The organism is Microbacterium testaceum, from assembly GCF_020781835.1.
In the GTDB taxonomy this organism is placed as follows: Bacteria; Actinomycetota; Actinomycetes; order Actinomycetales; family Microbacteriaceae; genus Microbacterium; species Microbacterium testaceum_H.
Window position 1 is genome coordinate 1 of record NZ_JAJGNJ010000012.1, and the last position, 26,477, is coordinate 26,477.

Sequence of the window (26,477 nt, forward strand, 5' to 3'; positions counted from 1 at the left end):
CTTTTCGTTCACCCCCGATGCTTGTTCCCTTCCCCTGTTGTGGGGGTGGGGGCGGGCATCGGGGGTGTTTCGTCGTTCCCGGGCGGCAGCGTCCGCTGGGTCACTTCCCGCCGAGCTCGCGGTACGACCGCATCGACGACATCGACAGCAGCCCGAGCACCGCGGCCGCGACGAGGAGCCCGACCCCGACGCCGGGTGCGAAGAACAGGAACACGATCCCGGCCAGGGCTGCGATGACCGCGAGCCCGCCGAACAGGATCCCGACTGACAGACTCACGATCGCCCACCTCGACATGCCGACACGCTACCGCCTGCCCTCGCGACCCCCGCACTCACGAGCCACACTTACACGGGCCGATGTCGGAACCCCAGTCCACACTGGTCTCATGCCCACCGTCGCCGAGCTGTTCGCGTTCGAGAACGAACACCCGCGGCACACCGGCCGCAAGGAAGTGTTGATCCTCGACGAGCTCGGCGTGAAACCCGCACGCTACTACCAGCTCCTCCTGCACGCGGCCACGTCACCCGAAGGCGTGCGACTCGACCCACTCCTCTGCGGACGGCTCCGCTCGAGACGCCGCACCGCGGCATGAAGAAAGCCCCCGCTCGGCGAGTCGGGGGCTTCTCTTCTCACGCAGGGCGAGGTAGTCGTTCGGGGTGATCCTGGACCTTCTTTGCCGTTGGCGGGGACTCCGTTGTCCCCTCATCCTCTTCTGAGGGCCATACTCACCGCCACCGGCCTGATGGTGCTTGTGCTCATATGGGAACACTAGCGCGCCTATGGGTACACGCGCAACCGTGCGGGGGTGGTCATATTCGAGCGAGTGTGAGCACGACAGCGTGCCCACAATTTGCCCACAAGCACATGCATGCAGATGTGTTCAGAGACGTCCGAGCGTGCTCCCTGTCAACCGTGCTTGTGCGGAACGCCCCCGGTAGTGCGGCGCGCTCAAGGGTTCGATTCCCTTAGGCGGCTCCACACGACGAAAGGCCCGGGTTACTCCGGGCCTTTCGTGTTCCCGGGGTACCCCCCGGGTGCCCGGCCGAGAGCGTTCCGCCCGATAGGCTGGAGGCCCACCCGTCGCGCCTCGGCGCGGAGATCGTCGCCCCGCCCGCAGGAGCCCCCGTGTCGAACGTCGTCGATGTCGTCATCGAGCTGTTCACGTGGGTCGGCCTCGGCGCAGGCGTCCTGCTGGCCGTCGCCGCGCTCATCCTCTACGTCGCCGACGGCACGTGGCTGCCCGTGCGAGCCGTCGTCGAAGACGTCGACGGTCACCGGGTGGTGCGCTGGTTCGACGAGAACGGGGGAGTCAACGAGGCGCCCCTGTCGCCCCACGACGACGCGCGTATCGGTCGCGCCGACATGGCCGACATCTTCGCCCGGCGCGGATCGCGGCACCGCATGCGGTTGACGTCGTTCTCCCCGCTCGTCCGCTTCGTCGCGCTGCTGGCCACCGGCGTCCTCGGCCTGGGCGCCGTGGCGTTCCTCGTCTCGATCATCCTGCTGTTCACGCGGGGATGACAGGGCCCGGTGTGGGCGGTCGCGCGTAGGCTCGGAGCATGAGCCGGGCACTGTTCATCGTCGACGTCCAGAACGACTTCACCGAGCGCGGAGCTCTCGGGGTGGTGGGAGGCGACGAGGTCGCCGCGCGCATCTCGCGCTACCTCGACGCCCACGCCGACGACTACGCCATCGTCGTCGCGTCGCGCGACTGGCACAACGGCGACGACGACAACGGCGGACACTTCTCGTCCCAGCCCGACTTCGTCGACACCTGGCCCGTGCACTGCGTCGGTGGCACCTACGGCGCCGACTACGACGAGGTGTTCGACACGCGCCGCGTCACCCACCACCTCAAGAAGGGTCAGGGCAGGCCGGCGTACTCGCTCTTCGAGGGGGTGACCGACGACGGTCTCACGGCCGACCGGCTCCTCGAGGACCACGGCATCCGAGACATCGACATCGTCGGCATCGCCACCGATTACTGCGTGCGCGCGTCCGCGCTCGACGCCCTCGCGGCCGGCCGCACCGTGCGCGTGCTCACCGACCTCGTCGCGGGTGTGCACCCCGATTCGAGTGCCGCGGCACTCACCGAGGTCGAGTCGGCGGGAGCACGCCTCATCCGATCGGCGTGACCTCGTCGTCGGCACGGGGGATGGTCAGGGTCACGGTCGTGCCGACATCGAGCTCGCTCGAGATCCGCACCCTGCCGCCGTGCTCCTGAGCGATCTGTCGGACGCTGGCCAGTCCGATGCCGCTGCCGCCGTCACGCGCGTCCGCCAACCGCCCGCGCTCGCCCTCGTTCAGCACCGCCCGCAGGTCATCGGGATGGATGCCACGTCCCCCATCGCGCACCGCTACGGTCGCGCCCTCGTCGGTCTCGTAGACCTGCACGTGGATGACGTCGTCGGAGTACTTCGCCGCGTTCTCGAGCACGTTCGCCACCGCGCGCCGGAGGCCGAGGACGTCACAGACGACCGGAACGGCATCCATCCTGCCGAAGGCGACCCGATCCGGCGCCTGGCCGGGGAGCACGAGCGCGACGGCTCCGCGCGCCACGGAATCCATCGTCGCGCGGCGACGTCCGCGCTCGGGACGCGCGATCGCGCCGGACATGAGCGCCTGGGCCATCCCGACGAGATGATCGCTCGCCTCGCGGGCCAGCGTGATGAGGCGGTGGTCGGCCGGGAGCTCTTCGGCGACCAGATCCAGGTAGCCGCGGAGCGCCGTGACGGGCGAGAGCAGATCGTGGGCGAAAGTGCGCTGCAGTGCGGCCTGCTCATCGGCTGCCTGCTTCTCAGCGGTCAGGTCACGCACGATCTTGACGAATCCGAGCACCTGTCCGTACTCGCCGCGGATCGCCGAGATGGTCACGCGCGCCCAGAACTCGCCGCCGTCCTTGCGGACGCGCCAGCCCGTGTCCTCGACATGACCGTCGTGCTGTGCGGCGGCGAGCAGTCTGTTCGGCAGGCCGCGCCGCCGGTCCTCCTCGCGATAGAACCGCGAGAAGTGCTCGCCGACGATCTCGTGCTCCGCGTAGCCCTTGATGAGTTCGGCACCGAGGTTCCAGCCGCTCACCACACCGCCGCCGTCGAGCTTGACGATGGCGAACTGGTCGACCTGTCCGTCCCAATCCGACGGCAGGTCGCGGCGGAGGCTAGCGATCGGTCGCCCCTTCTCGGGAAGGGGCAGCGTGAGAGGTGCAGAAGAGATCTCGTCCTCGTGGACGCTCATGCGATCGGGCCGATGGGCGACGGGATGCTTGCTGAAGGCATGAGCCGATCATGCCCGCCGCCGAGGGGCGGGAACAGCGCTTGACATCGGCCCTTCGTTGGTCGTCGACCGAAACCTCAGCTGACGGTGACAAGGGTGCGCTGCCAGCCGCTCGACCCGTTCGGGGCGATCGCCGCCGGTTCCTGGATCTGCACGTTCCCCTGCTTGTCGACCGCGCGCACCGTGATGTAGTGCGAGCCGGGCTGCGCGTCCCACTCCAGCACCCACTGCACCCACGACTGGTCGTTGATGGGTGTCGAGAGTGTCGCCTGCTGCCAGTCGCCGTCGTCGATGCTCACCTCCACCGCCTGCACGCCGATCGGCTGCGCCCAGGCCATTCCCGCGATCGGCACCTTCCCCGCCGACACCGGGCTGCCGATCTTCGGGGTGTCCACCCGTGACGACATCTTGATCGGCGCTTCGGCCGAGTACCCGCGCGGAGTCCAGTACGCCTCGTCCCGGTCGAACCGCGTGACGGTGAGCTTTGTGACCCACTTCGTCGCCGAGACGTAGCCGTACAGACCGGGGACGACCATCCGCACGGGGAACCCGTGCTCGAAGGGCAGCGGTTCGCCGTTCATGGCCACCGCGAAGATGGCATCCAGACCGTCGTCGGTGAGCGAGGACAGGGGAGTGGATGCCGTGTACCCGTCGACGCTCTCGGAGAGCACCATGTCGGCGTCGGCCTGGGGACCCGCCATGCGCAGGATGTCGCGGATGGGCACCCCGGTCCAGATGGCATTGCCGACGAGTCCGCCACCCACCTCGTTGGACACGCACGTCAGCGTGACGCCGTATTCGTCGAGACCCATGCCGACGAGGTCCTCGAAGCTCAGCTCGATCGGCTGGTCGACCATGCCCTCGATGCGCAAACGCCACGTGGACGGATCGACGTTCGGCACGGTCAGGGCGGTGTCGACACGGTAGAAGTCCGCGTTCGGCGTGATGATCGGCGACAGTCCGGACACATCGAGCGACGCGCCCTCGGGCACGGTCACGGTGCTCCGCGCGGAGGGCAGACGCAGGGCGTCGCGGGCGGCAGCGACGGACGCTGTCGCGGCGTTGACGACACGCGCACCGACGCCCACGACGACGGCCGTGGCCGCGGCGATGCCGGACAGGAGGAAGAAGCCACGCCGGTTGACACCGGCCTGGGTCGCGTCGTCGCCGGCAGCGGCGGAGACCCAGCGGCGCAGACGCCGCACGAGGAACACCAGCAGCGCGACGCCCGTCACGGTGCCGAGCACGGGAGGCAGCCAGGCAAGAGCGCCGGCTCCCGCGCGCGTGATGATCGCGGCGGTCGCGAGCGCGCCGCCCGCCCCGAGGAGGATCGCCCCGACCGGGCGGAGGCGGTACTGCAGCGCGCCGGCGACGGCGGCGGCGACCGCGGCCCCGAGACCGACGCCGACCAGCAGCGCGATCTTGTCGGCTTCGCCGAAGACGGTGATCGCGAACTCCTTCAGCGGTCGCGGGACGACGTCGACGATGAACGACCCGACCGCGAGCACCGGGCTGGCCGATCGCGCGACGAGGACGGCGAACAGCTCGGCGACGGCGAGCAGCGCGGCGGCGGAGACCAATCCGGCCAACGAGGCCCAGAACCACGCGCGCGGGCGCCGGGCGGTCGGGGCGTCGTCGGCGCGGGCCGCGGTGTCGGTCGTCATGGCATCCCTCTTCCTCGTCGACGGCGCACGAAGCACGGCCGTCTTCCGATTATTCGGAGCGGGAGGGGGAGCGGATGTCGTTCGGTGCCTCTTCCTGGCCGGTTCGGCTCGCGTCAGCGCTGTAGGTGTCCGCCGTCCGCTCCGCAAGCGGGACGGACGCGACCCGTCGGCGGCTGTCTAATGGCCCCGTGGACTCGCTGCCTTTCGCTCTGCTCGTCGTGATCTTCGTCGTCGCCGCTGGTGTGGTGTGGGCCGCGGGTATCCAGTTGTCCAAGGCGACCGATGTGCTCGACGCGCGCCTGCACGTGGGCAGCGCGCTCGGAGGTCTGATCGTGCTGGCCGTGGCCACGAACCTTCCGGAGATCGCCATCACCGTCTCGGCGGCGATGTCGGGCAATCTCGACGTCGCGGTCGGCAACATCCTCGGCGGTATCGCGCTGCAGACGGTCGTGCTCGTCATCCTGGACGCGTTCGGTACGCGCGGCCGGGGGATGAAGCCCCTGACGTATCGCGCGGCATCCCTGGCACTCGTTCTCGAGGGCCTTGTGGTGGTCGCCGTCCTCGCCGTCGTCATCGCCGGGAGCCAGCTGCCCGACGGGCTGGAGCTGCTGCGCCTCACGCCCGACGTCGTCCTGATCGCCGCCCTGTGGATCGTCGGGCTGGTCCTCGTCCAGCGTGCCGGATCGCACCTTCCGTGGCACGAGGACGGCCGCGCCCCCGATGCGACCCCGAAATCGACGAAGAGCGGCGGCGAGACGAAGATGAGCACGAGGAAGGCGGCGATCGTGTTCGCCTTCTCCGCCCTGGCCACCCTCGTCGCCGGTGTCGTGCTGGAGCGCGCGGGTGATGCGGCCTCCTCGCAGATCGGCCTCTCGGGCGTGCTGTTCGGTGCGACGGTGCTGGCGCTGGCGACCTCGCTCCCCGAGATCTCGACGGGCCTGCAAGCGGTCCGCCAGGGAGACGACAACCTCGCGATCAGCGACATCTTCGGCGGGAATGCGTTTCTGCCGGTGCTGTTCCTGCTGGCGACCGTGATCTCGGGGTCCGCGGTGCTGCCTCGCGCGAACGCGGCCGATGTCTACCTGACGGCGCTGGCGGCGCTGCTGACCCTCGTCTACGTCGTGGGTCTCATCTTCCGCCCGCAGCGGCGCATCATCGGCATGGGCGTGGACTCGTTCGTGGTGCTCACGCTCTATGCGCTGGGCATCGGCGGGCTGTTCGCCATATCCGCTTGATGCCCCGTCGTGGCGGCTCGATGCCCGGCTCGCCGCCGCGGCTACGCTGTGAGGCATCCGCTCGGCGGCATCCGCCCGTTCGCGGGAGAGGAGCCCGCCGTGTCCGACGTCGCTCGCTGGGTCGCGGCGCTGTCCACCCTCGTCGGCCTCGGGCTCAGCCTGGGCCTCAACCCGGCGCTGTACGCGGCCACGACGAACGTGCTGGCCCAGAACACCCGGGTCGCCCCGAGGATCGGGGGGATGATCGTCGGTCTCGCCGTGGGAGCGACCGTGCTGTACTTCCTGCTGCAGACCTTCGACCCGACCGCGTTGGTGACCGCGGCCGAGACGCGCGCGACCGATGCCGTGCGAGATGCGCGGGTGGACGCCCTCGCCGGTGCGCTCTTCCTGGTGGGCGCCGTCGGGGTGGGCGGGTGGAAGCTCCGTGAGCCGAAGCGCCCGCCCCGGGTCGCCACCATCGCTCCCCGGACTCGCACCTGGAGCTATGTCGCGCTCGGTCTCGGCTGCTCGGTCATCGGCTTCACGACGCTGCCCATCATGTACATGACCGGTCGTGTGACCGAGGGGGTGACGGCAGACCCCCTCCTGCGGATCGCGGCGTTCGTGGTGTTCCTCGTCGCGCTCGCCGCACCGTTCGCCGGGCTGGCCGGCGTCTGGTCCTTCTTCCCCTCGGCGGCGGCCAGGGTGAACGGCATCTACGCACGGCTGGCCCGCACGGATCACCGCTGGCTCTACACGGGTGTCCTCGCCGGGGCCGCCGTCGGCTGCTTCGTGCTCGCGCTGCTGCCGGCGCGGTGACGTCGCCGGCAGCAGCGGGTCTCACGCGCGCGTGATGTCGCTGATCGCCCCCTTCGCCAGGCGCAGCCGCCGCCGTGCGCGGCGGGCGACGGCCGAGTCGTGGGTGACGACGACGAGTGTGAGCCCCTCGCCGTTGAGGGCGTCGAGCACGTCGAGGATCTCGTCGCGCATGTGCTCGTCGAGGTTGCCCGTCGGCTCGTCGGCCAGAAGAACCTTCGGTTGCTTGGCCACCGCGCGGGCGATGGCGACACGCTGCTGCTGGCCGCCGGAGAGTTCTCCCGGCCGGTGATCGTGACGGTCGGCGAGGCCGACGCGGTCGAGCGCCTCGGTGACCCGACGATGGCGCTCGTCCCGGTCGAGCCGGAGCGGCTCGAGCCCCATCTGGACGTTCTCGGCGGCGGTGAGCGTGGGGATGAGGTTGAACCCCTGGAACACGAAACCGATCTCCGCGGCGCGGACGCGACCGAGTTCACCGTTCGACGCGCGGGCGAGATCGAGGTCGCCGAGGCGGACGCTGCCCGAGGTCGGACGGTCCAGCGCACCGAGCATCTGCAGCAGCGTCGATTTGCCGCCGCCGGTCGGCCCCTGGATCGTGACGAAGTCCCCGGCGGCGATCTCGAGATCGATACCCGCGAGCGCCGTCACCGAGCGCTCCCGCTGACGATACGTGCGGGTGACGCCGTCGAGACGGTACGCCGTGGCGTTCGCCGCCGGGTCGGCGGTGGAGGACGTGGCTGTCATGGTCATGATGTCTCCTTCGAGGATGAGAACGGAAGCCGGTCAGGCGACGGCGCGGAGGGCGGCCGCCGGGCTGAGGCGAGCGGCGCGCCACCCGCCGAAGGCACCCGCGAGGACTCCGCCGAGCACGGCGATCCCGACCGCCGCGACCACGACGGTGGGTGTCACGGGAGCGTTGAGGACGATGTCCGTGGCCTGCTGCGCGGCCTGTCCGAAGCCGCCGGGGCCGCCCATCCCGGGGCCCCCTTGCCCGCCCGCACCGGTGGCGTCGGTCGACGAGGACGTCACCGAGATCGTCGGGGAGATGAGGTTCACCAGCAGGATGCCGCCGAGCCCGAGCACGAGACCTGCGGCGCCTCCGATGAGTCCCTGCACGAGCGACTCTCCGGCGACCTGACGCACGACCCGGCCGTTGGACCACCCGATGGCCTTGAGGGTGCCGAATTCCCGCGTACGCCGGGCGACACCCGAGAGGGTGAACAGCACCGCGAGGGCCACGGCCACGGCGAGCACGACGATCGAGAGCCACGTGCCGAGGTTCGTGATGAGCGACGACGCGCTGGACAGCGACCCGGACACGGTGGAGGCGAGCTCGGACTGCGTGCTCACCGTCGCATCGGGCAGCGCGGCCGACACCTCACTCTGCACGGCGTCGATGGCATCCGCCGATGTCGCCTGCACATAGACGGTCGAGACCACGTCGCCGACGCCCGCGAGCTCCTGCGCGACGTCGAGGGGAAGGTACACGTTCGCGGCGGTGTCGGCTTCGGCCGACGCGGATGCCACGATGCCGACGATCTGCAGGGCGGTGCCCCCCACGTCGATCGTGCCGCCGACGGTGAGATCGTTGGCAGTGGCGTAGGTCGCATCGATCACGGCGACGTCGGTCCCCGCGTCCGACGCGGTGAGTGCGCGTCCGTCGGAGACGGTGATGGACGACAGGGGTCCCACGGTCGCGGCGGGGTCCACGCCGAGCACGCTGAACGACTCGATGCCGAAGGCGCTGCCGCCGTCGCCGTTCGGTCCGCCCGCGGGCGGACCTCCCATGCCTCCGTCCTGCGTGCCGTCCGATCCGGACATCGCGCTGCGGTCGGGGATCTCCCCGGAGAAGGTGGTGTTCGTCAGCGAGAGCGCCCCCGTGGCGGCGGCGACTCCGTCGAGATCGGCGACGGTGGTCACGGTGGAGGCGTCGAGCGTCTCGCGCAGGAAGTCGGTCATCAGACGCGACTGGCTGAGCGACGTCGTGCCGTCTTCGGTCGATCCATCTTCGGCGCCGAAGTCGAAGCGGGGACCTCCGCCGCCCTCGGCGGGCTGCGTCTGAGCCCCGGTCACGGTCAGGTCGGTGCCCACGCCGTACACCGACGACAGCGCCTGGGACTGGGCGTCGCGCACGCCCGCAGAGAGGGCGTTGACGACGATGACGAGCGCGATCGCGACGGCGAGTCCGACGGCGACGATCACGGTCTGTTTCGTGCGGCCCGAGAGTTCGCGCCTCAGGTACGTCCAGTACATGCTTCTCCTTCCGGCGCGGGGTGCGGCCGTCGACCCGAAGGTAGGAACGCGGGCCTCACCGTTGCCTCATCGTTCCTATGAACCGCATATGCGGCCGTGCGAGGGCGTGCCCCGCGGCCGCGTACACGGCATGCTGATGCACATGCCTGCGCCTCGACTGCCGCTGACCCGTCCCGACGGCTCGCCCGTGCGTGCCCTCGTCGTCGACGACGAGGTCAACCTCGGTGAGCTGCTGCGCATGGCTATGAGCAACGAGGGGTGGGACGCCCGCGCCGCCACGAACGGTCGCGAGGCGCTGGAGCTGATGCGTGGCTTCGATCCGGACCTCCTGGTCCTCGACGTGATGATGCCCGGCCTGGACGGCGTCGAGTTGTTGACTCGCATCCGGGCGGCGGGCAATGACCTGCCGGTGCTCTTCTTGACCGCCAAGGATGCCGTCGAGGATCGGATCGCCGGGATTGCCGCAGGCGGCGACGACTACGTGACCAAGCCGTTCAACCTCGAAGAGGTCATCCTGCGCCTGCGCGGAATGGCACGGCGCCATGTCGCGGCCGCTGCGGCGGCGGACACGCTTCTGCGTGTCGGCGATCTCGCGCTCGACGAGGAGGCGTACGAGGTGAAGAGGGGTGGCATCCCGATCAAGCTCACCGCGAAAGAGTTCGAGCTGTTGCGCTACCTGATGCAGAACGCGCGCCGGGTCGTGAGCAAGGCGCAGATCCTCGACGCCGTGTGGGGATACGACTTCGGGGGCGACAGCGGTGTCGTGGAGATCTACATCTCGTACCTGCGGCGAAAGATCGACGCGGGCCGTGACCCGCTCATCCACACCGTCCGCGGTGTGGGGTACACGATCAAGGCCTCATGACCCGCCGACCACAGACTCTGCAGCGCGTCCTCGTCGTCGGGGCGAGCAGCCTGGTCGCCGTCGCCATCGTCGTGATGAGTCTGGCGACGATCACCGCGCTGCGGGCGTTCGTGTACGACCGGCTGGACGAGCAGGTCTCCGCAGCGCTTCAGTTCGCTGGCGTTCGTGCCGCGGCCATCCCGGGGGGCATGAGCGCGGCGCCCGAGAAATCGGAGACTCCGCGGTCCGACGCGTCGGAGACGGCGCGACCCTCCCCACGTGTCGGGTCGCTCCAAGCGGTGATCGGCAGCGACGGGAAGGCCCTGACGTCCGGATACGCGCGCGGCGACGGCACCGAGGTCTCCCTGTCCGACGAGCAGGTGGCCACGCTCGCCGCCGCCCTGCGTTCCGGAAACGGCCCCGTGACGGTCGACCTCGACGGCGACCTCGGCGCGTTCCGGGTCGCGGCTCGCACGGTCGGAAGCGACACCGTGGTGGCCGGTCTGTCGGTGGGCGACGCCGAGGCGACGACGCGCGCGCTCACGGCGATCTTCGTCGGCGTCGGTGCCGTCACCCTCCTCGCTGCGGTCGCGGGCTCCTCGCTGCTCGTGCGCCGAAGTCTGCGTCCCCTCGAACGAGTCGCCGCCGTCGCCCAGCGGGTGTCGGGCCGAACCCTCGGACGCGGGGACGTGGACATCCCCGATCGAGTGGACGCCGCCGACACCGATCCGCGCACGGAGGTGGGTCGCGTCGGCGCCTCGTTGAACGAACTCCTGGGTCACGTTCAGGCGGCGCTCGCCGCGCGCGAGCACAGCGAGAGCGAGCTGCGTCGGTTCATCGCGGATGCCAGCCACGAGCTGCGCACACCGCTGGCGAGCGTTCGCGGGTATGCGCAGCTCTCGCTCGCCGACGTCGAGCCGATGAGCGCTGCCCAGAGACGCTCGCTGCAACGCATCGAGTCCGAGGCTCGACGCATGGGGGCCCTGGTCGAGGATCTGCTTCTGCTCGCCCGGCTGGATGCGGGACAGCGCCTGCGCGGCGACGATGTGGAACTGCCCCTGCTCGCCGTGGATGCCGTCAGCGACGCGCAGACCGTCGATCCCGAGCGTGAGTGGCGCGTGGAGATCGCGACCGATGCCCCCCTCACGATCCCGGGCGACGAGGATCGTCTGCGGCAGGTGGTCGCGAACCTGCTGCGCAACGCGCACACCCACACTCCGCCGGGCACCGTCGTGACGACCGCGGTGTTGCACGACGGCGAACACGCCGTTCTGCGCGTGTCCGACACCGGTCCGGGGATCGATCCTGCCGTGGCCGATCGCCTGTTCCAGCGTTTCGCCCGCGGGGATGAGTCGCGTAACCGCGACGCCGGCAGCACCGGGCTCGGACTCTCGATCGCGCAGGCCATCGTCGCCGCCCATGGCGGGACCATCACGGCCCTCTCTCGTCCGGGAAGGACGATCTTCGAGGTGCGCCTGCCTGCGCAGAGGGTGGCCCCCGCTCGGGGGACGGGCGAGGAGGCAGACCGTCGTTCCTGACCTCGCTCTCGACCGGGGCGCGCGGGCGGCGCGAAGGCGCGACGAGGGAGGTCAGCCCGCCGGATTGGTCGCGACGCCGCGAGCGAGAGCGACCTCTCGAGCCCAATCGCTGTAGTCCTGTGGGGCGCGCCCGAGGAGAGCCGTCGTCGTGGCGAGGTGGCGAGCATTCGTTGCGAGGCGATTCTTCGCGAGCGAGCCGAACGCCGCGCGGAAGTCGGTGCCCTTCCGACCGGGCGGGAACCGGTCGGCCACGATTCGCTCCCAAGCGCTGCTGTCGTCGCCCGTATAGGTGACGGGACGGCCGAGGGCGTCCGCCCACACTGCAGCAGCGAGCTGTCCGGTGACGGTGCGCGGCCCCATGAGCGTGTAGCTGCCGGCCGGGAAGTCCGCCTGCGTGAGTGCATTCGCCGCGATCTCACCGACATCGGTCGTGCTGATCATGTTGAAGCCGCGGAGGGGCACGGGATACTTGCCGTCCGAGATCTCCTCCAAGAACAGCTCGTCGTTCTGGAAGAAGGCGGTCGGGGCGAGGAGGACGGCGTCCGTCGCGCGCTTCTCGATGTCCGCGGCGAGGGCCAGCTTGTCACGGTAGGCGGGCATGAGCCGGCGGAGAAGGGTCGCCTGCAGCCGTCCGGACAGGGTCCGTCGGCTCGAGTGCACGCCGGCGAACACGATCCGTACGCCCGCTCTCTCTGCCTCATCGACGAACGTGCGGGCGTAGTCGATCTCGGAAGGCTCGTGTGGAGAGACGTAGAACGCATGCGTCCTTCCCTGCAGGGCATGGCGCACGGCCCGCCGGTCGCCGAGGTCCGCGATCTCCTGGTGAACGAGCGGGTGGGTCAGGCTCGGGCGATGGCGTCGCACCAAGGCGGCCAGGGGGATGCCTCGTCCAAGGAGTGCTGTCGTGACGGCGCCGCCGAGAGAGCCGGTGGCCCCAACGACGAGGATGCGAGGTTCGGTGTTCATGAGCTTCTTTCTGATGTGGGGAAGGGAGGAGGCGTTACCAGCAGGGGGTCGGAGGGCGTGTGGTCGAAACGGCGTCCTTCAGCACGCGTTCGATTTCGAGCAGCGGGTCGCCCACTTTCGCCATCGCCGCGGCGATCTCCTCTGCACGCGACCGGTAATGACCCTTCAGGACCGCACGGACGCCCCGAGTGACGGCCCCGGGCGTGGGGGTTCCCGTTTTGAGATTGACGCCCGCGCCGGCCCACGCGACTCGGGCAGCCACCTCCGGCTTGTCCTCGGTGGCCCCCGCGAGGACGAGAGGAACGCCCGCGGCGATGCTGAGCTGCACACCGCCGAACCCGCCGTTGGTGACGACGACGTCGGTGCGGGGCAGCAACGCCGAGTAGGGGATGAACTCGGCCACGCGAGCGTTGCCCGGAATCGTTCCTCCGCACGCCCGATGTACTGCGTCTACGGGTGTTCCCCCGGTCGTGGCGACCACGATGACGTCCTCGGTGGCGAGCCCGAGGATGGTCGGCGCGATCAGGCGCGTCATGTCCGCATTGTCGATGGTGCCCTGCGTGACGTGGACCACCGTCTTGCCGTCGAGGTCCGCCCACCAGTCAGGCAGGGCGACGTCCGCCTTCGCCGCCGCCGGGCGAAGCGGTCCGAGGAACCGTACGTTCTCGCCGAGCTCCCGACGGGGATACTCCAGCTCCGGCGCACTGAGCTGCAGCAAGAGGTCGTAGGTGGTCGGCGCATCGAAGAAGACGCGCGGCTCCCCGGGCGCACCGCATTCGGCGAGCGCGTCCCCGAAGGCCGCGTACAGGGGGCGGAACGGTCCCTTCGCCAGCATCGTGTTCAGTGCCCTGTTGCGAAGGCGCGAGACGGGCCCCTTGCCGGGGGCCAGAGCCGGGCCGAAGGGCGCCGCGTCCACGCTGCTCTGCGTCACCGGCAGAGCGGAGATGCCGACGATGGGTTCGCGCTGTCCAGGCTTCTCTTTCAACAGAGTCGGGAGGAGCCCCAGGAAGGCGCTCTCCCCGACGATGGCGTCGAACGAATGAGCCTGGCGTAGGGAGTGAACGGCCCGGTGCTGGGCGGCCAGGGGACGCAGGAACATGCCGGTGATGTCGTACACCACCGCATCCAGTCCCTTGCGCGAGGAGCGGTCCGGCAGCCACGCCTCGAGGTCGGCGTCGTCGTAGTCGGCTTCGGCGGGAAGCGCGACGAAGGTGGCACCGGCGTCTTCGACGCGCGCCTGGTACTTGCGACCCGTCAGGAAGATCACGTCGTGGCCTGCCTCGGTGAGACTGGCGGCGACGGTGATCAGGGGGCTGACGTGGCCGAAGATCGGACTGGAACACAGGAGAAGCTTCATCACAGGACTTTCGCTAAGTGGCAAGTATTGAATTAGTGGTACTGTAGTGAATATGGCGACAAAGTCAAACACCACGTCGAGAAGCCCTGAGCGACGCGTCTATCGATCGCCCCTCAGAGAGGCGCAAGCGAAGGAGACGCGGCGGAAGATCGTGCAAGCGGCTGTCGCGTGCTTCTCGCAGTACGGGTACTCCCGTTCCACGCTCGCCCTCATCGGCCGCGAGGCGGAGGTTTCAGCCGAGTCGGTGGCTGCGCATGGGCCCAAGGCCGCGCTGCTGATCGCCGCGTTCGAGTACGCCTTCACGGGGCAGGAAGGAGCCGATCCCGTCGCCGCCCGCGAAGACATCGAGCGCATCTTCGCGATCGAGGACACGAACGAGATGGCGCGCGCATACGCCGACTTCTCCGTCTCGGTGCACGGGAAGGGCATCGACATGTGGCGTGCCGTTCAAGACGGGGCAGCTCAAGACGAGAGCGTGGCCGAGCTCTACCGATCCCTGATGGAGCGTCGACTCCGCGACAACCGGACCATCGTCCGTCTGCTGGCGGATCGCGGGATCGTCCGGCGTGATCAACCGGAGGAGATCACAGCTGGAACGCTCGCACTGATCAGCAGCTTCGACCCGTACCAGCTGTATGTACGCGACTTCGGATGGTCCGAGCAACAGCTCACGGACTGGTTCGTCGAGGTCTTCAGGCGCAACGTCTTGAGCTCCTGATCGCCCGACGCCCGGCGCCGTCCGAGCCTCAGGCGTTGGCAGGCGTCCGGCATCTTCCCGTCGAATTCGGTGAGCGCACGTCGGGGGGGAGCCGAATTCTTCGTCGTGCGGCGGACACGCACGATCCGGCTCATTTGCCCAGCCCATTCATAGAAACGCTGAGTCGGCGTACGGTACTAGGTCCCTACTGTCAAAATCCCCATCCTCTTCCCCCCGACCTCAGGAGACCGTGATGACAGGATCGTTCGATGCCGATGTGGTCGTCCTGACCAGCCGATTCGCTCCGGAGAAGGACGGTGGTTATGCCGTCGCCGTCATGTCCCGCCTCCTCGCCGTTCAGCGGGCCGGCGCGTCGCCGCCGCTTCTTCTGACCCTGGATGCCGGTCCGCCGCACGATCGCGAGCACGCCGCTGCCTTCGCGATCGAGAGCGGCATGCCCTCAGAGTCCTTCACGATGCGCAATCTCTTCGACGAGGCGTTGCGGGATCCGCGCTGGTTGAGCGCCTCGGCCCGGCCGGGCGAACCTACTCCGGGTCTGGCATATCGTCAGCTTCGCGACGATCAGGGGACGCCCGTGCTGTCGTTGCCGGTCATCAACGATCCGTCGGGGTGGTATCTGTCCGAAGCGAACGTCGTGATCCATGACGGCGACCGCGACCTCGTCCTCTCCGGATTCGGGGAGCTGTACGTCGCGTGGCTTTCGCACGTCGCAGAAGGTCTCCGTGCGGCCGCGGGCGACGACGAGCGTCAGCTGGTCGTGATCTGCGAGTCGCGTCAGGTGGGGGAGGTGTTGCACCGGTGGCGCGATCCGCGAGTTCGCATCGTCCACACGGTGCACAACTCCCACCTCGCCTCCCCGTTCGACAGGTCGGCGCCCCTGCGGGACGACGGGTGGCGGCGCTGGTTGGAGGGGATGGACAACTTCGATCTCGTCGTCTGGCCCACCCACGCGCAGCGGAGCGAGGTCGACCAGCGCTTCCCGCACCGGGTGCCGTTCGCATCGGTGCCGTCTGCCATCCTGCCGAGACCGTCCCGGCGGGCCGCGCCACGCAGAAGCGCCGATGTGGTGATCATGGCGTGCCGCCTGGTCGATCAGAAGCGCGTCGATCTCGCGGTGCGGGCCTGGGAGGAAGTCGTCCGGCTGCGGCCCCGTGCGCGCCTCGACGTCTACGGAAACGGACCTCTGCGTGATCGCCTGGCCGCCCTGATCCGTGAGCGGGGCTTGGAGCGCGCGGTTCGTCTCCGCGGACACAGCGATGACGTACGCACCGCCATGGAGCAGGCGCGCGCCTTCCTTTCGACCAGCGCGTTCGAGGGGCAGGGGCTGGCGATCATCGAGGCCATGTCGGCAGGACTGCCGGTCGTCTCCTTCGACGTGCGGTACGGGCCGGCCGAGATCATCGGTGATGGTGGCATCCTGGTCGCTCCCGATGACGTGTCGGGCATCGCAAGAGCGATCGTGGCGCTGCTCGAGGACGACGATCGCTGGGAGCACGCCTCTGCGCACGCCCGCCGTGCCGCCGCCCGGTTCGCGCCAGAGGTGGTGGGTCGCCATCTTCTCAGCGAGCTCGATGCGGTCCTCGCGGTGCCCGCGAGCCGGCTCTGCGCGCTCGCCGAAGCGTGATCAGCGAACCGAGCGGCAGGTGCGGGGGCGGGGAGCCGAAGAAGCGGAAGAGCGGAGGTCTCCTCACGACTCCGCCTCGGCGCGTCATCCCCGCTGTTTGCCCGCAGACGACAGCGCCGAGCGTCGCGACGTCATCGCTGCTCGCGGTCCCGGCGAACGGTTCCCTCGTCGCTCATTTTCGTCTGCTCTGCGTCCCGAGGAACTCTCGCACGGCGGCGGCCACCTCGGCCGAGGTCGGGTACTCGTTCTCCGGCGCCGGGAACGCGCCCTCGCGTACCTCGCGCGCGTAGGTCTCCACGCCCTCGACCATCGCATCGCCGATCGTGGCATACCGCTTGACGAAGACCGGGGCGCGGCCCTCGGTGATCCCGAGGAGGTCGTGCTGCACGAGCACTTGTCCGTCCGCCGTGCCGGCACCGATACCGATGACGGGGATACGCAGGGCCCGTCGGATCTCGGACACCACATCGGAGGGAACGGCTTCGATCACCAGGGCGAACGCGCCGGCATCCTGCACGGCGAGCGCGTCGCCGGCCACGCGGATGGCGTCGTCGGGGGTGCGGCCCTGCGCGCGAAGGCCGCCGAGCGCGGTCGCCGTCTGCGGGGTGAGGCCGACATGGCCCACGACCGGGATGCCGGCGTCGACGATCGCCCGCAGCCGCGAGAGGCGCGCGGGACTCGCCCCCTCGATCTTGACGGCCTCGGCGCCGGCTTCGTGCACGAATCGGACCGAGGTGGTGACGGCCTGCTCGTCGCTGACCTCGGTCGACCCGAACGGCAGGTCGCACACCAGCAACGGCGTCCGCACCGCTCGGCGGACGGCCTTGGCGAGCATGAGCATCTCGTCGAGCGTCACCGAGGTGGTGTCGGGGTGGCCCAGGACCACCTGTGCGCCCGAGTCTCCGACGAGCACGATGTCGACTCCGGCGCGCTCGGCCACCCGGCCCGACGCGAAGTCGTACGCCGTGACCATGACGATCGGCGTCCCTTCCGCCGCGAGCTCGCGGAGGCGACGCAACGTGACCTTCGAAGGCGTCACGGCCGGGTCCTCTCAGGAGAGATCAGGGGGATGCGGTCGTCGGCACCGGGAACCAGCACGACGTTGTCGATGAGTCGCACCGGCCCCACGCGTACCGCGAGTGCGAGCAGGGCGGGATGCGCGACCTCGCTCATCGGCTCCAGGCTCTCGGCGTCCACCGTCTCCACGTATTCGGGGTCCAGCCCCGCGGCATGGAGTTCGGCGCATACAGCGGCCGCGAGTCGGTGAGAGTCACGGACGCCGAGGGCGAAGGCATCCTGCGCAGCCCGGAGCGACCGGGGGACCGCGGCCGCGATCTCGCGTTGGTCGGGGGAGAGGCGCGTGTTGCGACTCGAGCGTGCCAGACCGTCTGCCTCGCGAGAGGTCGGGCGCGTGACGATGTCCACCGGGATGCCGAGATCGGCCACCATGCGGCGGACCACGACGACCTGCTGCGCATCCTTCGCTCCGAAGTACGCGCGATCGGGCTGGACGGCGAGGAGAAGCTTCGCGACGACCGTGGCGACACCATCGAAATGGGACCGTCCCCGGACGGCTCCCTCCAGGGTCTCGCTGAGGGGACCGCCCACCGACACGGTCGTGGCGAACCCTGTCGGGTACATCTCGTCGACGGAAGGGGCGAAGACGAGGTCGACGCCCGCTTCGGCGGCGAGGGCGACGTCGGCCGCCTCGGTGCGCGGGTACGCATCGAGATCGGCTGCCTCGCCGAACTGCGTCGGGTTCACGAAGATCGACAGCACGACGGTGCCGTTCTCGGACCGCGCAGCGCGCAGCAGCGAGAGGTGCCCTTCGTGGAGCGCCCCCATGGTCGGCACGAAACCGACGCCGTCGGCACGGCTCGGGGCGAGGACGGTTCGTAGTTCGCTGACCGTGCGGACGATGCGCGGGCTCACGGGGCCGCCGCCGTTCCGGCGCGCTGCGCCGCCGCGAGGTCCCGGGTCGCGTCGACGAGCGCGTCGAAAAGGGCCAAGCGGTCGGGGAGCCGCTCGGCGATCGCCCGGCGCTGGCGGTCGACGGTGGCGCTGTCGCCACGCGAGACCGGTCCGGTGAGAGCGGACGCCGCCCCGCGTTCCGCCCAGTTGTCGACGGCGGCGCGCACGAGCGGGACCAGCGCCTCTCGATCGACGCCGGCGGTGGCGGCGAGGTCCTCGGCCATCCCCTCGAGCGTGACGAGGAAGTTCGCGGCGATCGAGGCGGCGGCGTGGTAGGCCGCACGGTCGTCATCGTGCACGATGACACCGGTCACTCCCAGCACATCGGCGAGCGCCTCAGCGACCGCATGAGCACGCGGAGTCGTGCCCGCCAGGGCGGCCGTCACACCTGAGAACGATGCGCCGGCCCCGGTGACCGTCATGAGGGGGTGGATGCCGAACGCCTCGTGCGGCGCAAGGACCGAAAGGTCCAGCGCGCCCGAGAGGTGTCCGACGAGGCGACCGGGAGCGAGGGCGCGCGCCGCCGCGGCGATCGCGGCATCCGGCACCGCCAACAGTACGATGCCGGCGTCGGCACCGTTCTCGCCCCGGGGGGCGGGACCGATCAGCGGCACGGCGGCAGCGGTGAGCGCGGCAGCGAGCGCCCGGCCCATCCGGCCGTCGCCGACGATGAGCACCGGTGCATCGAGCCGGAGGGTGGCGAGGGAAGAGGTCTTCATAGTGTGCAGCGCGCCCGCACGGGCGGGCGCCGCACACCAGCGTATCCCGGCGGGGCGCCGGGAGGCGGCGGGACGGTGCGCCCCCTCGATCGTCCCTCGTGAGGAGGCGGTCGCCGAGGGCCGTGATCGGCGTTGTCGAAGCGAGATCGTGCACTCGGTCGCCGCGAGGCTCAGGGGAGAGTCCGTTCTTCCTCCACGGGGTTGGCGAGCGTTCCCAACCCCGCGATGCTCACCTCGACGCGGTCCCCGGGCCTGAGGAAGACCTGCGGCTCGCGTCGGTACCCCACCCCGCCAGGGGTTCCGGTGAGGATCACGTCCCCCGGTTCCAACGTGGTGAACGTGGAGATCGTCGAGATCAGGAAGGGGACGCTGAAGATCAAGCGGGACAGGTCCGAGTCCTGGAGCCGTTCGCCGTTCAGGGTGAGCGATATGCGCGCCCCCTCGAGGTCGACCTCATGCGGGAGGAACAGAGCGGGGCCGAGCGGCGTGGACACGTCCCACGCCTTGCCCGGCAACCATTGGTGCGTCTTGTACTGGAAGTCGCGCATCGTGACGTCGTTGGCGATGGTGTACCCCATGACGTGCGCCAGAGCATCCGCCTCCGCGATCCGACGTCCGGACGTGCCGATCACGACCGCGAGCTCCGCCTCGTAGTCCACTTGACCGGACTCCGGCGGGAGGGGGATCGGCGTCCCCGCCGCGATGAAGCTCGACCCGAACTTCGGGAAGAGGACGGGGTAGTCCGGGAGATCCCGCTTCGTCTCATCGACATGGGACAGGTAGTTCAAGCCGACACAGAACACCTTCCCCGCGTGGGGGACGACGGGGAGCAGGTCGACCTCGTTCAGCGGGACGGTCCGACGGGTGTCGCGCGGCGCGGATGCCAGGGTGTCGCCGGCGGTGTCACGACCGATCTCGCTCAGCCCGTCGAGGGGGACGACGCCGTCGCCGACCACCTCGCCCACGTGGGCGGCGCCCTCGAACAGATAGCTGATGTACGGCATCCGTCAGTTCCCTTCGCTGGTCTTGCGCCACACCGGCAGCTGGCCGCCCCACAGGTTCACGGAACCCGGCGTGGGCGTCCACCGTCGAGGCGTGTACTCGACGCGGTCGTCGTAGAACTTCTCCATCTCCGCGGAGAGCTCGATGTGGGTGCCTGCGGGGTCGTCGAAGAACACGAACAGGTTGTTCCCCGGTCCGTGGCGCCCCGGTCCCCACGCGACCGGGACGTCCAACTCGGTCAACCGGTCGCACCACGACTTGAAGTCCTCCCACTCGGCGAGGTCGTACGAGTAGTGGTCGAGGTCACCGCCGATCCCCACGTTCACCACGGCGAGAGTGTGGTGATCCCGGTCGCTGCGCAGCCAGCAGAATCGTCCGTCGGCGAGCTGGTCCGACACGCGGAATCCGATCGTGGTGAAGAAGTCGACGACGGGTTGGACATCCGCCGTCCCCAGGGTGGTGTGCTGGAATTTGATCGGCCGGCGCCCGGGGTCCGCGGCGTTCTCACCCGGACGGGCGACCGTGGTGTGGAAGTGAACGGCGGTCCCGTCGGGATCGGTGACGACGATTCCGTCCGCGTCTCCGACCGCGTGATCGACGTAGTCGGCCGAGAGCGGCTCGAACGGAATGCCCGCGTCGTTCAGCCGTTCCCGGATGCCGTCGAGTCCGCCGTCATCGCGCACCTCGAAGCCATAGTGGTGAAGGCCCTTCTCTCCTTCGCGCAGCTCCAGGACGTGGTGCCCCGCACCCCACCCCAGCCGTACGCGCTCGTCGGTGATGTCGTGCACGTGCATCCCCAGCACGCGCCCATAGAACCGGGTCGTGACCTGTAGGTCGGGAACGCGGAAGCCGATGTGCGAGACGGCTGTCCGCCGGAGGACACCGGCCGGACTCTTCTCCTTCAACAGCACACGCTGCGGTCTGGTCATCTGTCTGCCTTTCTCATTCGTGCTCGGCGGACACTCCGCCGGCGAGGACCGGTTCACCGACGAACCAGGTCGTGATTTCGGTGACGACGGTGGCGTCGTCAACGGGTTCCCACGCGGCGGCCACAACGTGATCGGGACGCACGAGGACGCGGCGGCCGCGCCACGGGGTGAACTCGCGCAGCAGGGAGCCGTCGACGTCCAGCAGCGTGCGCGCCCCGGGGTCTATCCGTCGTTCCTCGCTGAGCGCGACATCGAAACGTGCGACGGACGAGGGCAGCGTCGCCGACAGCGGTGTGCTGACCTCGACGTCGAAGAGAGCCCACCCATCGCCGACCACGTCGTCCAACATGCTGATCCGCCCGCCCGGGGTCGCGAAGACCCGCGGCTGACCCACCTGGCATCCGATTCCTTCTCCGTCACCCGTGACGAGCCCGGACGTGAAGCGTGCCGGCGGGCGGAATCGCATGTTCTCGAGAAACTCGCGACCTCCGGTGGTGTCCAGCGCCCGTCGCACGGCATCGTCGCGGAACGTCGCCAGTCGTTCGGACACCGTCATCACGACCCGGCCGAGCTTCTCGGACAGTCGAACCGACTGGAGCGCGTGCGGCAGCCGCTCCGCCTCGTAACTGTCGAGGATGGTCTCCGGCGCCGTGCCGTGCAGCACGGAGGAAAGCTTCCAACACAGGTTCGCCGCATCCCGGATGCCGGAGTTGAGCCCTTGGCCCGCGAAGGGAGGCATCATGTGCGCCGCGTCGCCCATCACGAACATGCGCCCTTTCCGCCACCGGTCGGCGACGAGGCCGTGGAAGCGGTAGACCACGGCGCGCTCGACGTCTTCGGGCTCGAGTGCGCGGTGGGGAGAGAGCACGTCGCGCAGGAGCTCGAACGACGGCTCCTCGCCGGCGGTCGCCTCGCCGTCGAAGAGGCGGAACTCGTAGCGGCATCGGCCTTCGCGCCCGGGCACGATCACGTGCGGGCGCCGGGGATCGCCGTGGTGCATCCCGTACCGCTCGACGTGGGCGTCGTTCCGCGTGTCGACGACCAGCCAGAGGTCCGGATGGGAGCGTCCCTGGAGCCGCACGTCCATGGCGGAGCGCACGACGGAGCGTCCGCCGTCGGCGCCGATGAGGTACTCAGCGGCGTACGACCGTGCGACCCCCGCCGAGACGGCGTCGACGGAGACCCCGTCGGGGCTCTGATCCGCGGACTGGACCACCGTGTCGAAGTGGAACCGGACGTTCGGACGTGCACGAAGGTGCCGGAGGAGCTCTCGCTCCAGGTCGGGTTGCGCGAAGGGGTTCTTGAAGGGGAATCCCAACCGGAACGGGTGGTCCGTCCCCGCGTGGAACAGGGCGGCGCCATCCGCTCCGTAATACCGCGTTCCGGAGCCCGGCAGGATCAGGGGGAGAAGGGGCCCGTCCAGGCCCGCCTGCGCGAACGTGCGCAGCGCCTCGTCGTCGATCGAGATGGCCTTGGGTTCGTCGCTCGTGCTCGAGTTCCGCTCCAGGACGACGACCTCATGCCCTCGCGAAGACAGAAGGGCAGCGGCAGTCAGTCCGACAGGACCCGCGCCCACCACGAGCACTTCCGCCTGCTGCGTCCCTTGTCTCACGTCATCCGCCTTTCGCCTGTGGCTCTGACGAAACCTACGAGCGCCGTGTCTCGTTAATCAAGACGCTCTGTCTCGATATATGAGATTGTGGTTCGTATGTCCCCACAGACGGGAACGCGCAACTCGACCGCTGATCGGGCGCTGGAGATCCTCGGACTCTTCACCGCCGATTCGCCCCTGCACAGCGCGGCCGACATCGGTCGTCTTCTTCACCTCAGCCGCGCGACGGCATACCGGTATCTGCAGTCGCTCGTGGCGCACCAGTTCTTGGAGGACACCGGAGAGGGGACCTTCCGACTCGGTGTACGGGTGCTCGAACTGGCACGCGTCGCCCGGGAAGGGTTCGGAGTCTCTCGGCTGGCGCTGCCGGAGATGCGTCGCCTGGCGGATGACTTCCAGCAGACCGTCCTCTTGACCCGGTTGGGCGGGCACTCGATCCATTGCGTCGAACGCGAGGAGTGGCACGGACAGTTCCTGCGCCTGTCCTACGACCCGGGTGTGGAACTCCCGATCAACGCGGGCGCCTCTGCGCTGGTCAATCTCGCCTGGCTGCCGGAGGAATCCGCTCGAGCGCTCCTGCAGCGCCCCCTGCGCCGGTTCACGACGCACACGCTCGTCGATCCGGAGGCGATCATCCGGCGGCTTCGCGAGATCAGACGAGCCGGCTACGTCATCACCGAGGCACACGTCGACGCGGACACCGTCGGCATCGCGGCGCCGATCCACGGCCCCCAGGACGACGTCGTCGCCGGCCTCAGCATCGTCGCGGTGGGTTCCCGCTTTCCCGCCGCGGAGCGCGAGCGCGCGGCGAGCGCGCTTCGCGCGGCCGCGTCACGGATCGCCCGGCGTCTGGCCATCGCACAGTGAGCTCAGGCGGGGAGCGGCGATGACCTCTCTTCAAGGAGCTCCGGAAACGCGTGAGCGAGCTGGAGGGCCAAGATCGTCTCCTGCACCCTCGTCGTGCTGGAGCGGCCCAGCATCTCCTCTGCGCGCCGGACACGGTAGGCGACGGTGGTCGGTGCCACATGTGTCGCGGCTGCAGCCACCTGCCGGCTCCTCCCGCTGATGAGGAACTGGCACAGCGTGTCGCGGATGGACGCCGATCCGGGATCATCCCCGATCAGGCCTCCGATCTCCCGGCGCACGAACTCGCCGGCCTGACCCCAGTCGCTGGATGCCAGAGCGAGAACGCTCACCTCGTCGTACTCCACGACGTCCGGGGGATGCCCCATGCGCAGGCCGATCGAGCGGGCGCTGCGCGCCGCGCGGGTGCTGGCGACGAACCCCCGCATCCCCGGGGCGACGAAACCGACGGCGAGTCTCATCCCGCCGGGGCGTTCGCGACGGACCACCCCGGGGTCGAAGCTCTCCGGGCGGGGGAGAGACCAATGGAACTCGACGTGGTCTCCGCGCTCCACGATGAGGGAGGACCCGCCGAACGCTCGCGCCACCTGCCGAGCGAAACGCTGCGCGTTGTCCTCGGTGTGCAGGGCGCGATTCCCCGCGGACGACCACCCCACGGCGGCGACGTGGTGATCGGTCCATCTCAGCCCCAGCACCCGTTCGGATCCCTCGGGCGCGGGAGCGCCGTTGAGGACGGCGTCCACCACGCGGCGGCGCCCGGCGAGAAGGCGACCTTCCGTCTCTCGCTGCTCTTCCGCGTAGGCGTTGCTGATATCGCTGATGTACTGATCGATGCACGCCGTGAGCCGGGACACCAGGTACCGCACCTCCCTCATCATGACGGCCGGTGGCACGGATGACTGGACCAGCGTGGGCAACCGCTCCTGGACCTCCGCGTGACATCCCCAGGCGACGCGGAGGAGCCGCTCCAGGGCGATGTCGGCGCGAGCCGCGACGCGGGCGTCATCCAGCGCGGCCTCGGGCGTGACGATCGTCAGCCCCTCGTCGGCGAGGCCGACCAGGGCCACCAGCGTGCACTCCTCACAGCCCCGCGCGCCGGCCACCTCCGTCGGCCCGGACTGGGAAGAACGCCGCACGACCAGGGCCTCCAGCACGGCCACGGTCACTTCGGCGGCCCACTCCACCGCGTCCTGACCGACGCGCTCCGCGGCCCAGGCACGGAGAGCGGGGGACGAGGCAGGAGCCACCTTGCGTGAGGCCCGGAGGGCCGTCATCCACTGTCGCATCCCGCACCTCACTGTCGTCGGACAACAAACACGATAGATCTCTTCCTCGTGCCGCGCGCAGAATCCTGCGGGCTGGGCTGATGAGACTGGCGTGAACACCCGGTTCGGATGTCGGGGGCACCCCGGCCCCCGGATACCGACTGCTACAAGGAGGTAGCTTCGCCATGTCATCCCGTGAGACCGCATCCACACCGCACCTCGTCCACCACCCGACCATCTGGGCGTCGGCGGCGGCCGTGCTCCCGGCGCAGATGTGTCTGACCGTTCTCGCTCCCCTCAACGACACGATCCAGGCGACCTACGGAGCCAGTGCGACCCAACTCACCTGGCTGACCGCCGCCGTCTTCGCCCCGACGGCCCTGCTCGAGTTGAACTTCGGCGTCATCGGCGACATCTTCGGCCGCAAGAAAATGATGCAGATCGGCTTGCTGATGGTGGTCCTGGGCGCCGCGGTCGGCTGCTTCGCGGCGAGTCTGGTGGTCCTCGCGATCGCACTCGTCGTGCTCGGTCTCGGAGCGGCGATGCTTCTTCCCGCCACCCTCGCCTCGGCCGCCGAATACTCGCCGGACGCACGCACACGGGCGCATGCGCTGTCGCGGTGGGCCGTCGCCATCTCCGTCGGCGCCGCCCTCTCGCCGCTCCTCTCGGGGCTGATGGTCCAGCAATTCGGTCTGGGATCGGCGTTCCTGCCGGTCCTGGTCGTCGCGATCGCCGCGTTGTTCCTCGTGTCCTTCGTGGCTCGCGAGAGCAAGTCGGAGCACAAGCGAGAGCTGGACTGGCCGGGGCAGACGCTCGTCATCGTGGGGCTCCTCGGGGTGATCTTCGCGATCATCCACGGGTCCGAAGCGGGCTTCGGCAACGCGCTGGTCCTGCTGGCCTTCGCCGTTGCCGCCGTGGCGCTGGCCTTCTTCGTGGTCGTCGAGCTCCGCAGCGCGAACCCCATGTTCCAGGTGCGCCTGCTGAAGATCCCCGCTTTCGCCGCGTCGGCGGCCGTCGGGTTGCTCGGCATGCTCAGCTTCTTGGGGACGGCGTACGCGATGGCCATCAAGCTCGGACCGATCGCGCACGCGTCGCCACTCATGGTCGCGCTCCCCTTCGTGCTGATCCAGCTCGTGCCGCTGGTCCTGGCGCGCTGGCTGCCCGCGCTGGTCCATCGAGTGTCGTCGCGCGTCCTGCTCGTCGTGGGGTTGATCATCCTCGCGATCGGACAGGTCTGGCTCGCCATGCTCGCGGACGGCACGGTCGATCTCCTGCCCCTCGCTCTGCCGATCCTTCTGCTGGGTATCGGCTTCATCGTGATGTTCACGTCGCTGACGGCGGCTGCGGTGAACTCCGTCGCCCACGAGCACATCGGGATGGCGGCCGGGGCGACCAGTCTCGTCCGGGAGACGGGGCAGACGCTCGGGTCGGCCGTCGTCGCGGCCGTGGCGATCGGCTCGGCCTCCGCCGCCACGAGCGCTCAGCTCGGCTCGGGCGAACTCCCGCCCGAGGTGACCCAGGTGGCGAACGAGGTGCTGGCCCAGGGTGGTCCGCTGGCGCTCGCCAACGCCCCGCTGCCGGACCCCATCCGTGAGCTCGTCGCGCCGATCGCCACAGCCGCCCTGGAGCGCGGCTTCGATGTCGGTCTGCTCACGATGGCCGGACTCTCGGTCCTCTCCGCCCTCATCGTCCTCGTCGTGATGCGTCCGACGAAGCGCGACTCCGGCCCCGTCCCCACGCCCGGTGCCGATGTCGGATTGGTGGGCTGAGACGTGCCTTGCGGGAAGACGACGAGACCACGGATGCCTGCTTCCCTCCGACCGACCGAGCCGACCACGTGACGGTCG

24 protein-coding genes and 1 pseudogene are annotated in these 26,477 nt (G+C 69.6%); 11 read left to right on the forward strand and 14 right to left on the reverse strand.

Translation table 11 applies throughout. The annotated features are described in order from the left end of the window. Positions 1-100 precede the first annotated feature (100 nt). Complete coding sequence (locus LL239_RS15250; RefSeq protein WP_228164301.1) at positions 101-295, reverse strand: hypothetical protein; 195 nt, start codon at positions 293-295, stop codon at positions 101-103. A 91-nt stretch (positions 296-386) separates the two neighbouring features. Here LL239_RS15250 and LL239_RS15255 point away from each other — a divergent pair, with 91 nt between their 5' ends. From LL239_RS15255 to LL239_RS15265, 3 genes are all read left to right on the forward strand, one after another. Beyond that, positions 387-593, forward strand: coding sequence for a DUF3263 domain-containing protein (locus LL239_RS15255; RefSeq protein ID WP_228164302.1), 207 nt, complete (start codon positions 387-389; stop codon positions 591-593). A gap of 533 nt (positions 594-1,126) precedes the next feature. Next, a complete protein-coding gene (locus LL239_RS15260; protein ID WP_228164303.1) occupies positions 1,127-1,522 on the forward strand; it encodes a hypothetical protein in 396 nt (131 codons plus the stop codon). Between the two features lie 38 nt (positions 1,523-1,560). After that, positions 1,561-2,136, forward strand: a complete 576-nt coding sequence (locus LL239_RS15265) for an isochorismatase family protein (protein ID WP_228164304.1) — start codon at positions 1,561-1,563, stop codon at positions 2,134-2,136. Here the strand turns inward: LL239_RS15265 and LL239_RS15270 are convergent. Then, complete coding sequence (locus LL239_RS15270) at positions 2,120-3,235, reverse strand: sensor histidine kinase (protein ID WP_228164305.1); 1,116 nt, start codon at positions 3,233-3,235, stop codon at positions 2,120-2,122. The two genes, LL239_RS15265 and LL239_RS15270, sit on opposite strands and share 17 nt — an antisense overlap. A gap of 116 nt (positions 3,236-3,351) precedes the next feature. Beyond that, entirely contained in the window at positions 3,352-4,938 is a 1,587-nt protein-coding gene (locus LL239_RS15275; RefSeq protein ID WP_228164306.1) for a molybdopterin-dependent oxidoreductase, read from the reverse strand. A gap of 188 nt (positions 4,939-5,126) precedes the next feature. Between LL239_RS15275 and LL239_RS15280 the strand changes: the two genes are divergently transcribed. Then, a complete protein-coding gene (locus LL239_RS15280; protein WP_228164307.1) occupies positions 5,127-6,173 on the forward strand; it encodes a sodium:calcium antiporter in 1,047 nt (348 codons plus the stop codon). A gap of 99 nt (positions 6,174-6,272) precedes the next feature. After that, positions 6,273-6,971, forward strand: a complete 699-nt coding sequence (locus tag LL239_RS15285; protein WP_228164308.1) for a hypothetical protein — start codon at positions 6,273-6,275, stop codon at positions 6,969-6,971. 21 nt (positions 6,972-6,992) lie between these two features. On the opposite strand, the gene LL239_RS15290 is transcribed toward LL239_RS15285, so the two are convergent. Both LL239_RS15290 and LL239_RS15295 read right to left on the reverse strand, forming a co-directional pair. Beyond that, positions 6,993-7,718 carry an ABC transporter ATP-binding protein gene (locus tag LL239_RS15290; RefSeq protein WP_228164309.1) on the reverse strand — a complete coding sequence of 242 codons (726 nt, stop codon included), beginning with the start codon at positions 7,716-7,718 and terminating at the stop codon, positions 6,993-6,995. A 33-nt stretch (positions 7,719-7,751) separates the two neighbouring features. Continuing rightward, positions 7,752-9,221: an ABC transporter permease gene (locus LL239_RS15295; RefSeq protein ID WP_228164310.1), complete on the reverse strand. Its 1,470-nt coding sequence runs from the start codon at positions 9,219-9,221 to the stop codon at positions 7,752-7,754. A gap of 136 nt (positions 9,222-9,357) precedes the next feature. Between LL239_RS15295 and LL239_RS15300 the strand changes: the two genes are divergently transcribed. Together LL239_RS15300 and LL239_RS15305 are read left to right on the forward strand one after the other, a co-directional pair. Further along, positions 9,358-10,086: a response regulator transcription factor gene (locus LL239_RS15300; protein WP_308218590.1), complete on the forward strand. Its 729-nt coding sequence runs from the start codon at positions 9,358-9,360 to the stop codon at positions 10,084-10,086. After that, a complete protein-coding gene (locus tag LL239_RS15305) occupies positions 10,083-11,603 on the forward strand; it encodes a sensor histidine kinase (protein WP_228164311.1) in 1,521 nt (506 codons plus the stop codon). Before LL239_RS15300 ends, LL239_RS15305 begins: the two co-directional genes overlap by 4 nt. A gap of 51 nt (positions 11,604-11,654) precedes the next feature. Here LL239_RS15305 and LL239_RS15310 read toward each other — a convergent pair whose 3' ends face one another. Both LL239_RS15310 and LL239_RS15315 read right to left on the reverse strand, forming a co-directional pair. Further along, positions 11,655-12,569 carry an SDR family oxidoreductase gene (locus LL239_RS15310; RefSeq protein WP_228164312.1) on the reverse strand — a complete coding sequence of 305 codons (915 nt, stop codon included), beginning with the start codon at positions 12,567-12,569 and terminating at the stop codon, positions 11,655-11,657. Between the two features lie 34 nt (positions 12,570-12,603). After that, the gene (locus LL239_RS15315; RefSeq protein ID WP_228164313.1) at positions 12,604-13,926 is read right to left on the reverse strand and encodes a glycosyltransferase; all 1,323 of its coding nucleotides are present in this window, start codon (positions 13,924-13,926) and stop codon (positions 12,604-12,606) included. 151 nt (positions 13,927-14,077) lie between these two features. Here LL239_RS15315 and LL239_RS15320 point away from each other — a divergent pair, with 151 nt between their 5' ends. Together LL239_RS15320 and LL239_RS15325 are read left to right on the forward strand one after the other, a co-directional pair. Continuing rightward, positions 14,078-14,644: a TetR/AcrR family transcriptional regulator gene (locus LL239_RS15320; RefSeq protein ID WP_308218591.1), complete on the forward strand. Its 567-nt coding sequence runs from the start codon at positions 14,078-14,080 to the stop codon at positions 14,642-14,644. A gap of 232 nt (positions 14,645-14,876) precedes the next feature. After that, on the forward strand, positions 14,877-16,268 hold the full coding sequence (locus LL239_RS15325) for a glycosyltransferase (RefSeq protein WP_228164315.1): 1,392 nt from the start codon (positions 14,877-14,879) through the stop codon (positions 16,266-16,268). 172 nt (positions 16,269-16,440) lie between these two features. On the opposite strand, the gene panB is transcribed toward LL239_RS15325, so the two are convergent. The 6 genes and pseudogenes from panB to LL239_RS15355 form a co-directional block, all read right to left on the reverse strand. After that, positions 16,441-17,307, reverse strand: coding sequence for a 3-methyl-2-oxobutanoate hydroxymethyltransferase (gene panB / locus LL239_RS15330; RefSeq protein WP_228164316.1), 867 nt, complete (start codon positions 17,305-17,307; stop codon positions 16,441-16,443). Further along, complete coding sequence (gene panC / locus LL239_RS15335) at positions 17,304-18,200, reverse strand: pantoate--beta-alanine ligase (RefSeq protein ID WP_228164317.1); 897 nt, start codon at positions 18,198-18,200, stop codon at positions 17,304-17,306. Before panC ends, panB begins: the two co-directional genes overlap by 4 nt. After that, positions 18,197-18,958 (reverse strand): DUF2520 domain-containing protein, encoded by a 762-nt coding sequence (locus LL239_RS15340; protein ID WP_228164318.1) that lies wholly within the window; start codon positions 18,956-18,958, stop codon positions 18,197-18,199. The genes panC and LL239_RS15340 overlap by 4 nt, the downstream gene beginning before the upstream one ends. Positions 18,959-19,128: 170 nt before the next feature. Further along, positions 19,129-19,962, reverse strand: coding sequence for a fumarylacetoacetate hydrolase family protein (locus LL239_RS15345; RefSeq protein WP_228164319.1), 834 nt, complete (start codon positions 19,960-19,962; stop codon positions 19,129-19,131). A gap of 3 nt (positions 19,963-19,965) precedes the next feature. Then, complete coding sequence (locus LL239_RS15350; protein ID WP_228164320.1) at positions 19,966-20,889, reverse strand: VOC family protein; 924 nt, start codon at positions 20,887-20,889, stop codon at positions 19,966-19,968. 13 nt (positions 20,890-20,902) lie between these two features. Then, positions 20,903-22,510, reverse strand: a pseudogene (locus LL239_RS15355) (FAD-dependent monooxygenase); the annotation flags it as partial. An 87-nt stretch (positions 22,511-22,597) separates the two neighbouring features. Between LL239_RS15355 and LL239_RS15360 the strand changes: the two are divergent. After that, complete coding sequence (locus LL239_RS15360; RefSeq protein WP_228164322.1) at positions 22,598-23,368, forward strand: IclR family transcriptional regulator; 771 nt, start codon at positions 22,598-22,600, stop codon at positions 23,366-23,368. 2 nt (positions 23,369-23,370) lie between these two features. Here LL239_RS15360 and LL239_RS15365 read toward each other — a convergent pair whose 3' ends face one another. Next, positions 23,371-24,639: a PucR family transcriptional regulator gene (locus tag LL239_RS15365; protein WP_228164323.1), complete on the reverse strand. Its 1,269-nt coding sequence runs from the start codon at positions 24,637-24,639 to the stop codon at positions 23,371-23,373. A 176-nt stretch (positions 24,640-24,815) separates the two neighbouring features. Here LL239_RS15365 and LL239_RS15370 point away from each other — a divergent pair, with 176 nt between their 5' ends. Then, entirely contained in the window at positions 24,816-26,399 is a 1,584-nt protein-coding gene (locus tag LL239_RS15370) for an MFS transporter (RefSeq protein WP_228164324.1), read from the forward strand. The last annotated feature ends 78 nt before the right edge of the window (positions 26,400-26,477 follow it).

Excerpts from the sequence above, each read along its gene's own strand:
- LL239_RS15345 (WP_228164319.1), bottom strand. The coding sequence starts at position 19,962 with ATGCCGTACATCAGCTATCTGTTCGAGGGCGCCGCCCACGTGGGCGAG.
- LL239_RS15340 (WP_228164318.1), bottom strand. The coding sequence starts at position 18,958 with ATGAAGACCTCTTCCCTCGCCACCCTCCGGCTCGATGCACCGGTGCTC.
- LL239_RS15360 (WP_228164322.1), top strand. The coding sequence starts at position 22,598 with ATGTCCCCACAGACGGGAACGCGCAACTCGACCGCTGATCGGGCGCTG.
- LL239_RS15265 (WP_228164304.1), top strand. The coding sequence starts at position 1,561 with ATGAGCCGGGCACTGTTCATCGTCGACGTCCAGAACGACTTCACCGAG.
- LL239_RS15300 (WP_308218590.1), top strand. The coding sequence starts at position 9,358 with ATGCACATGCCTGCGCCTCGACTGCCGCTGACCCGTCCCGACGGCTCG.
- LL239_RS15255 (WP_228164302.1), top strand. The coding sequence starts at position 387 with ATGCCCACCGTCGCCGAGCTGTTCGCGTTCGAGAACGAACACCCGCGG.
- LL239_RS15275 (WP_228164306.1), bottom strand. The coding sequence starts at position 4,938 with ATGACGACCGACACCGCGGCCCGCGCCGACGACGCCCCGACCGCCCGG.
- LL239_RS15365 (WP_228164323.1), bottom strand. The coding sequence starts at position 24,639 with ATGACGGCCCTCCGGGCCTCACGCAAGGTGGCTCCTGCCTCGTCCCCC.
- LL239_RS15290 (WP_228164309.1), bottom strand. The coding sequence starts at position 7,718 with ATGACCATGACAGCCACGTCCTCCACCGCCGACCCGGCGGCGAACGCC.
- LL239_RS15305 (WP_228164311.1), top strand. The coding sequence starts at position 10,083 with ATGACCCGCCGACCACAGACTCTGCAGCGCGTCCTCGTCGTCGGGGCG.
- LL239_RS15350 (WP_228164320.1), bottom strand. The coding sequence starts at position 20,889 with ATGACCAGACCGCAGCGTGTGCTGTTGAAGGAGAAGAGTCCGGCCGGT.
- LL239_RS15250 (WP_228164301.1), bottom strand. The coding sequence starts at position 295 with ATGTCGAGGTGGGCGATCGTGAGTCTGTCAGTCGGGATCCTGTTCGGC.
- LL239_RS15295 (WP_228164310.1), bottom strand. The coding sequence starts at position 9,221 with ATGTACTGGACGTACCTGAGGCGCGAACTCTCGGGCCGCACGAAACAG.
- LL239_RS15370 (WP_228164324.1), top strand. The coding sequence starts at position 24,816 with ATGTCATCCCGTGAGACCGCATCCACACCGCACCTCGTCCACCACCCG.
- LL239_RS15270 (WP_228164305.1), bottom strand. The coding sequence starts at position 3,235 with ATGAGCGTCCACGAGGACGAGATCTCTTCTGCACCTCTCACGCTGCCC.
- LL239_RS15310 (WP_228164312.1), bottom strand. The coding sequence starts at position 12,569 with ATGAACACCGAACCTCGCATCCTCGTCGTTGGGGCCACCGGCTCTCTC.
- LL239_RS15315 (WP_228164313.1), bottom strand. The coding sequence starts at position 13,926 with ATGAAGCTTCTCCTGTGTTCCAGTCCGATCTTCGGCCACGTCAGCCCC.
- LL239_RS15325 (WP_228164315.1), top strand. The coding sequence starts at position 14,877 with ATGACAGGATCGTTCGATGCCGATGTGGTCGTCCTGACCAGCCGATTC.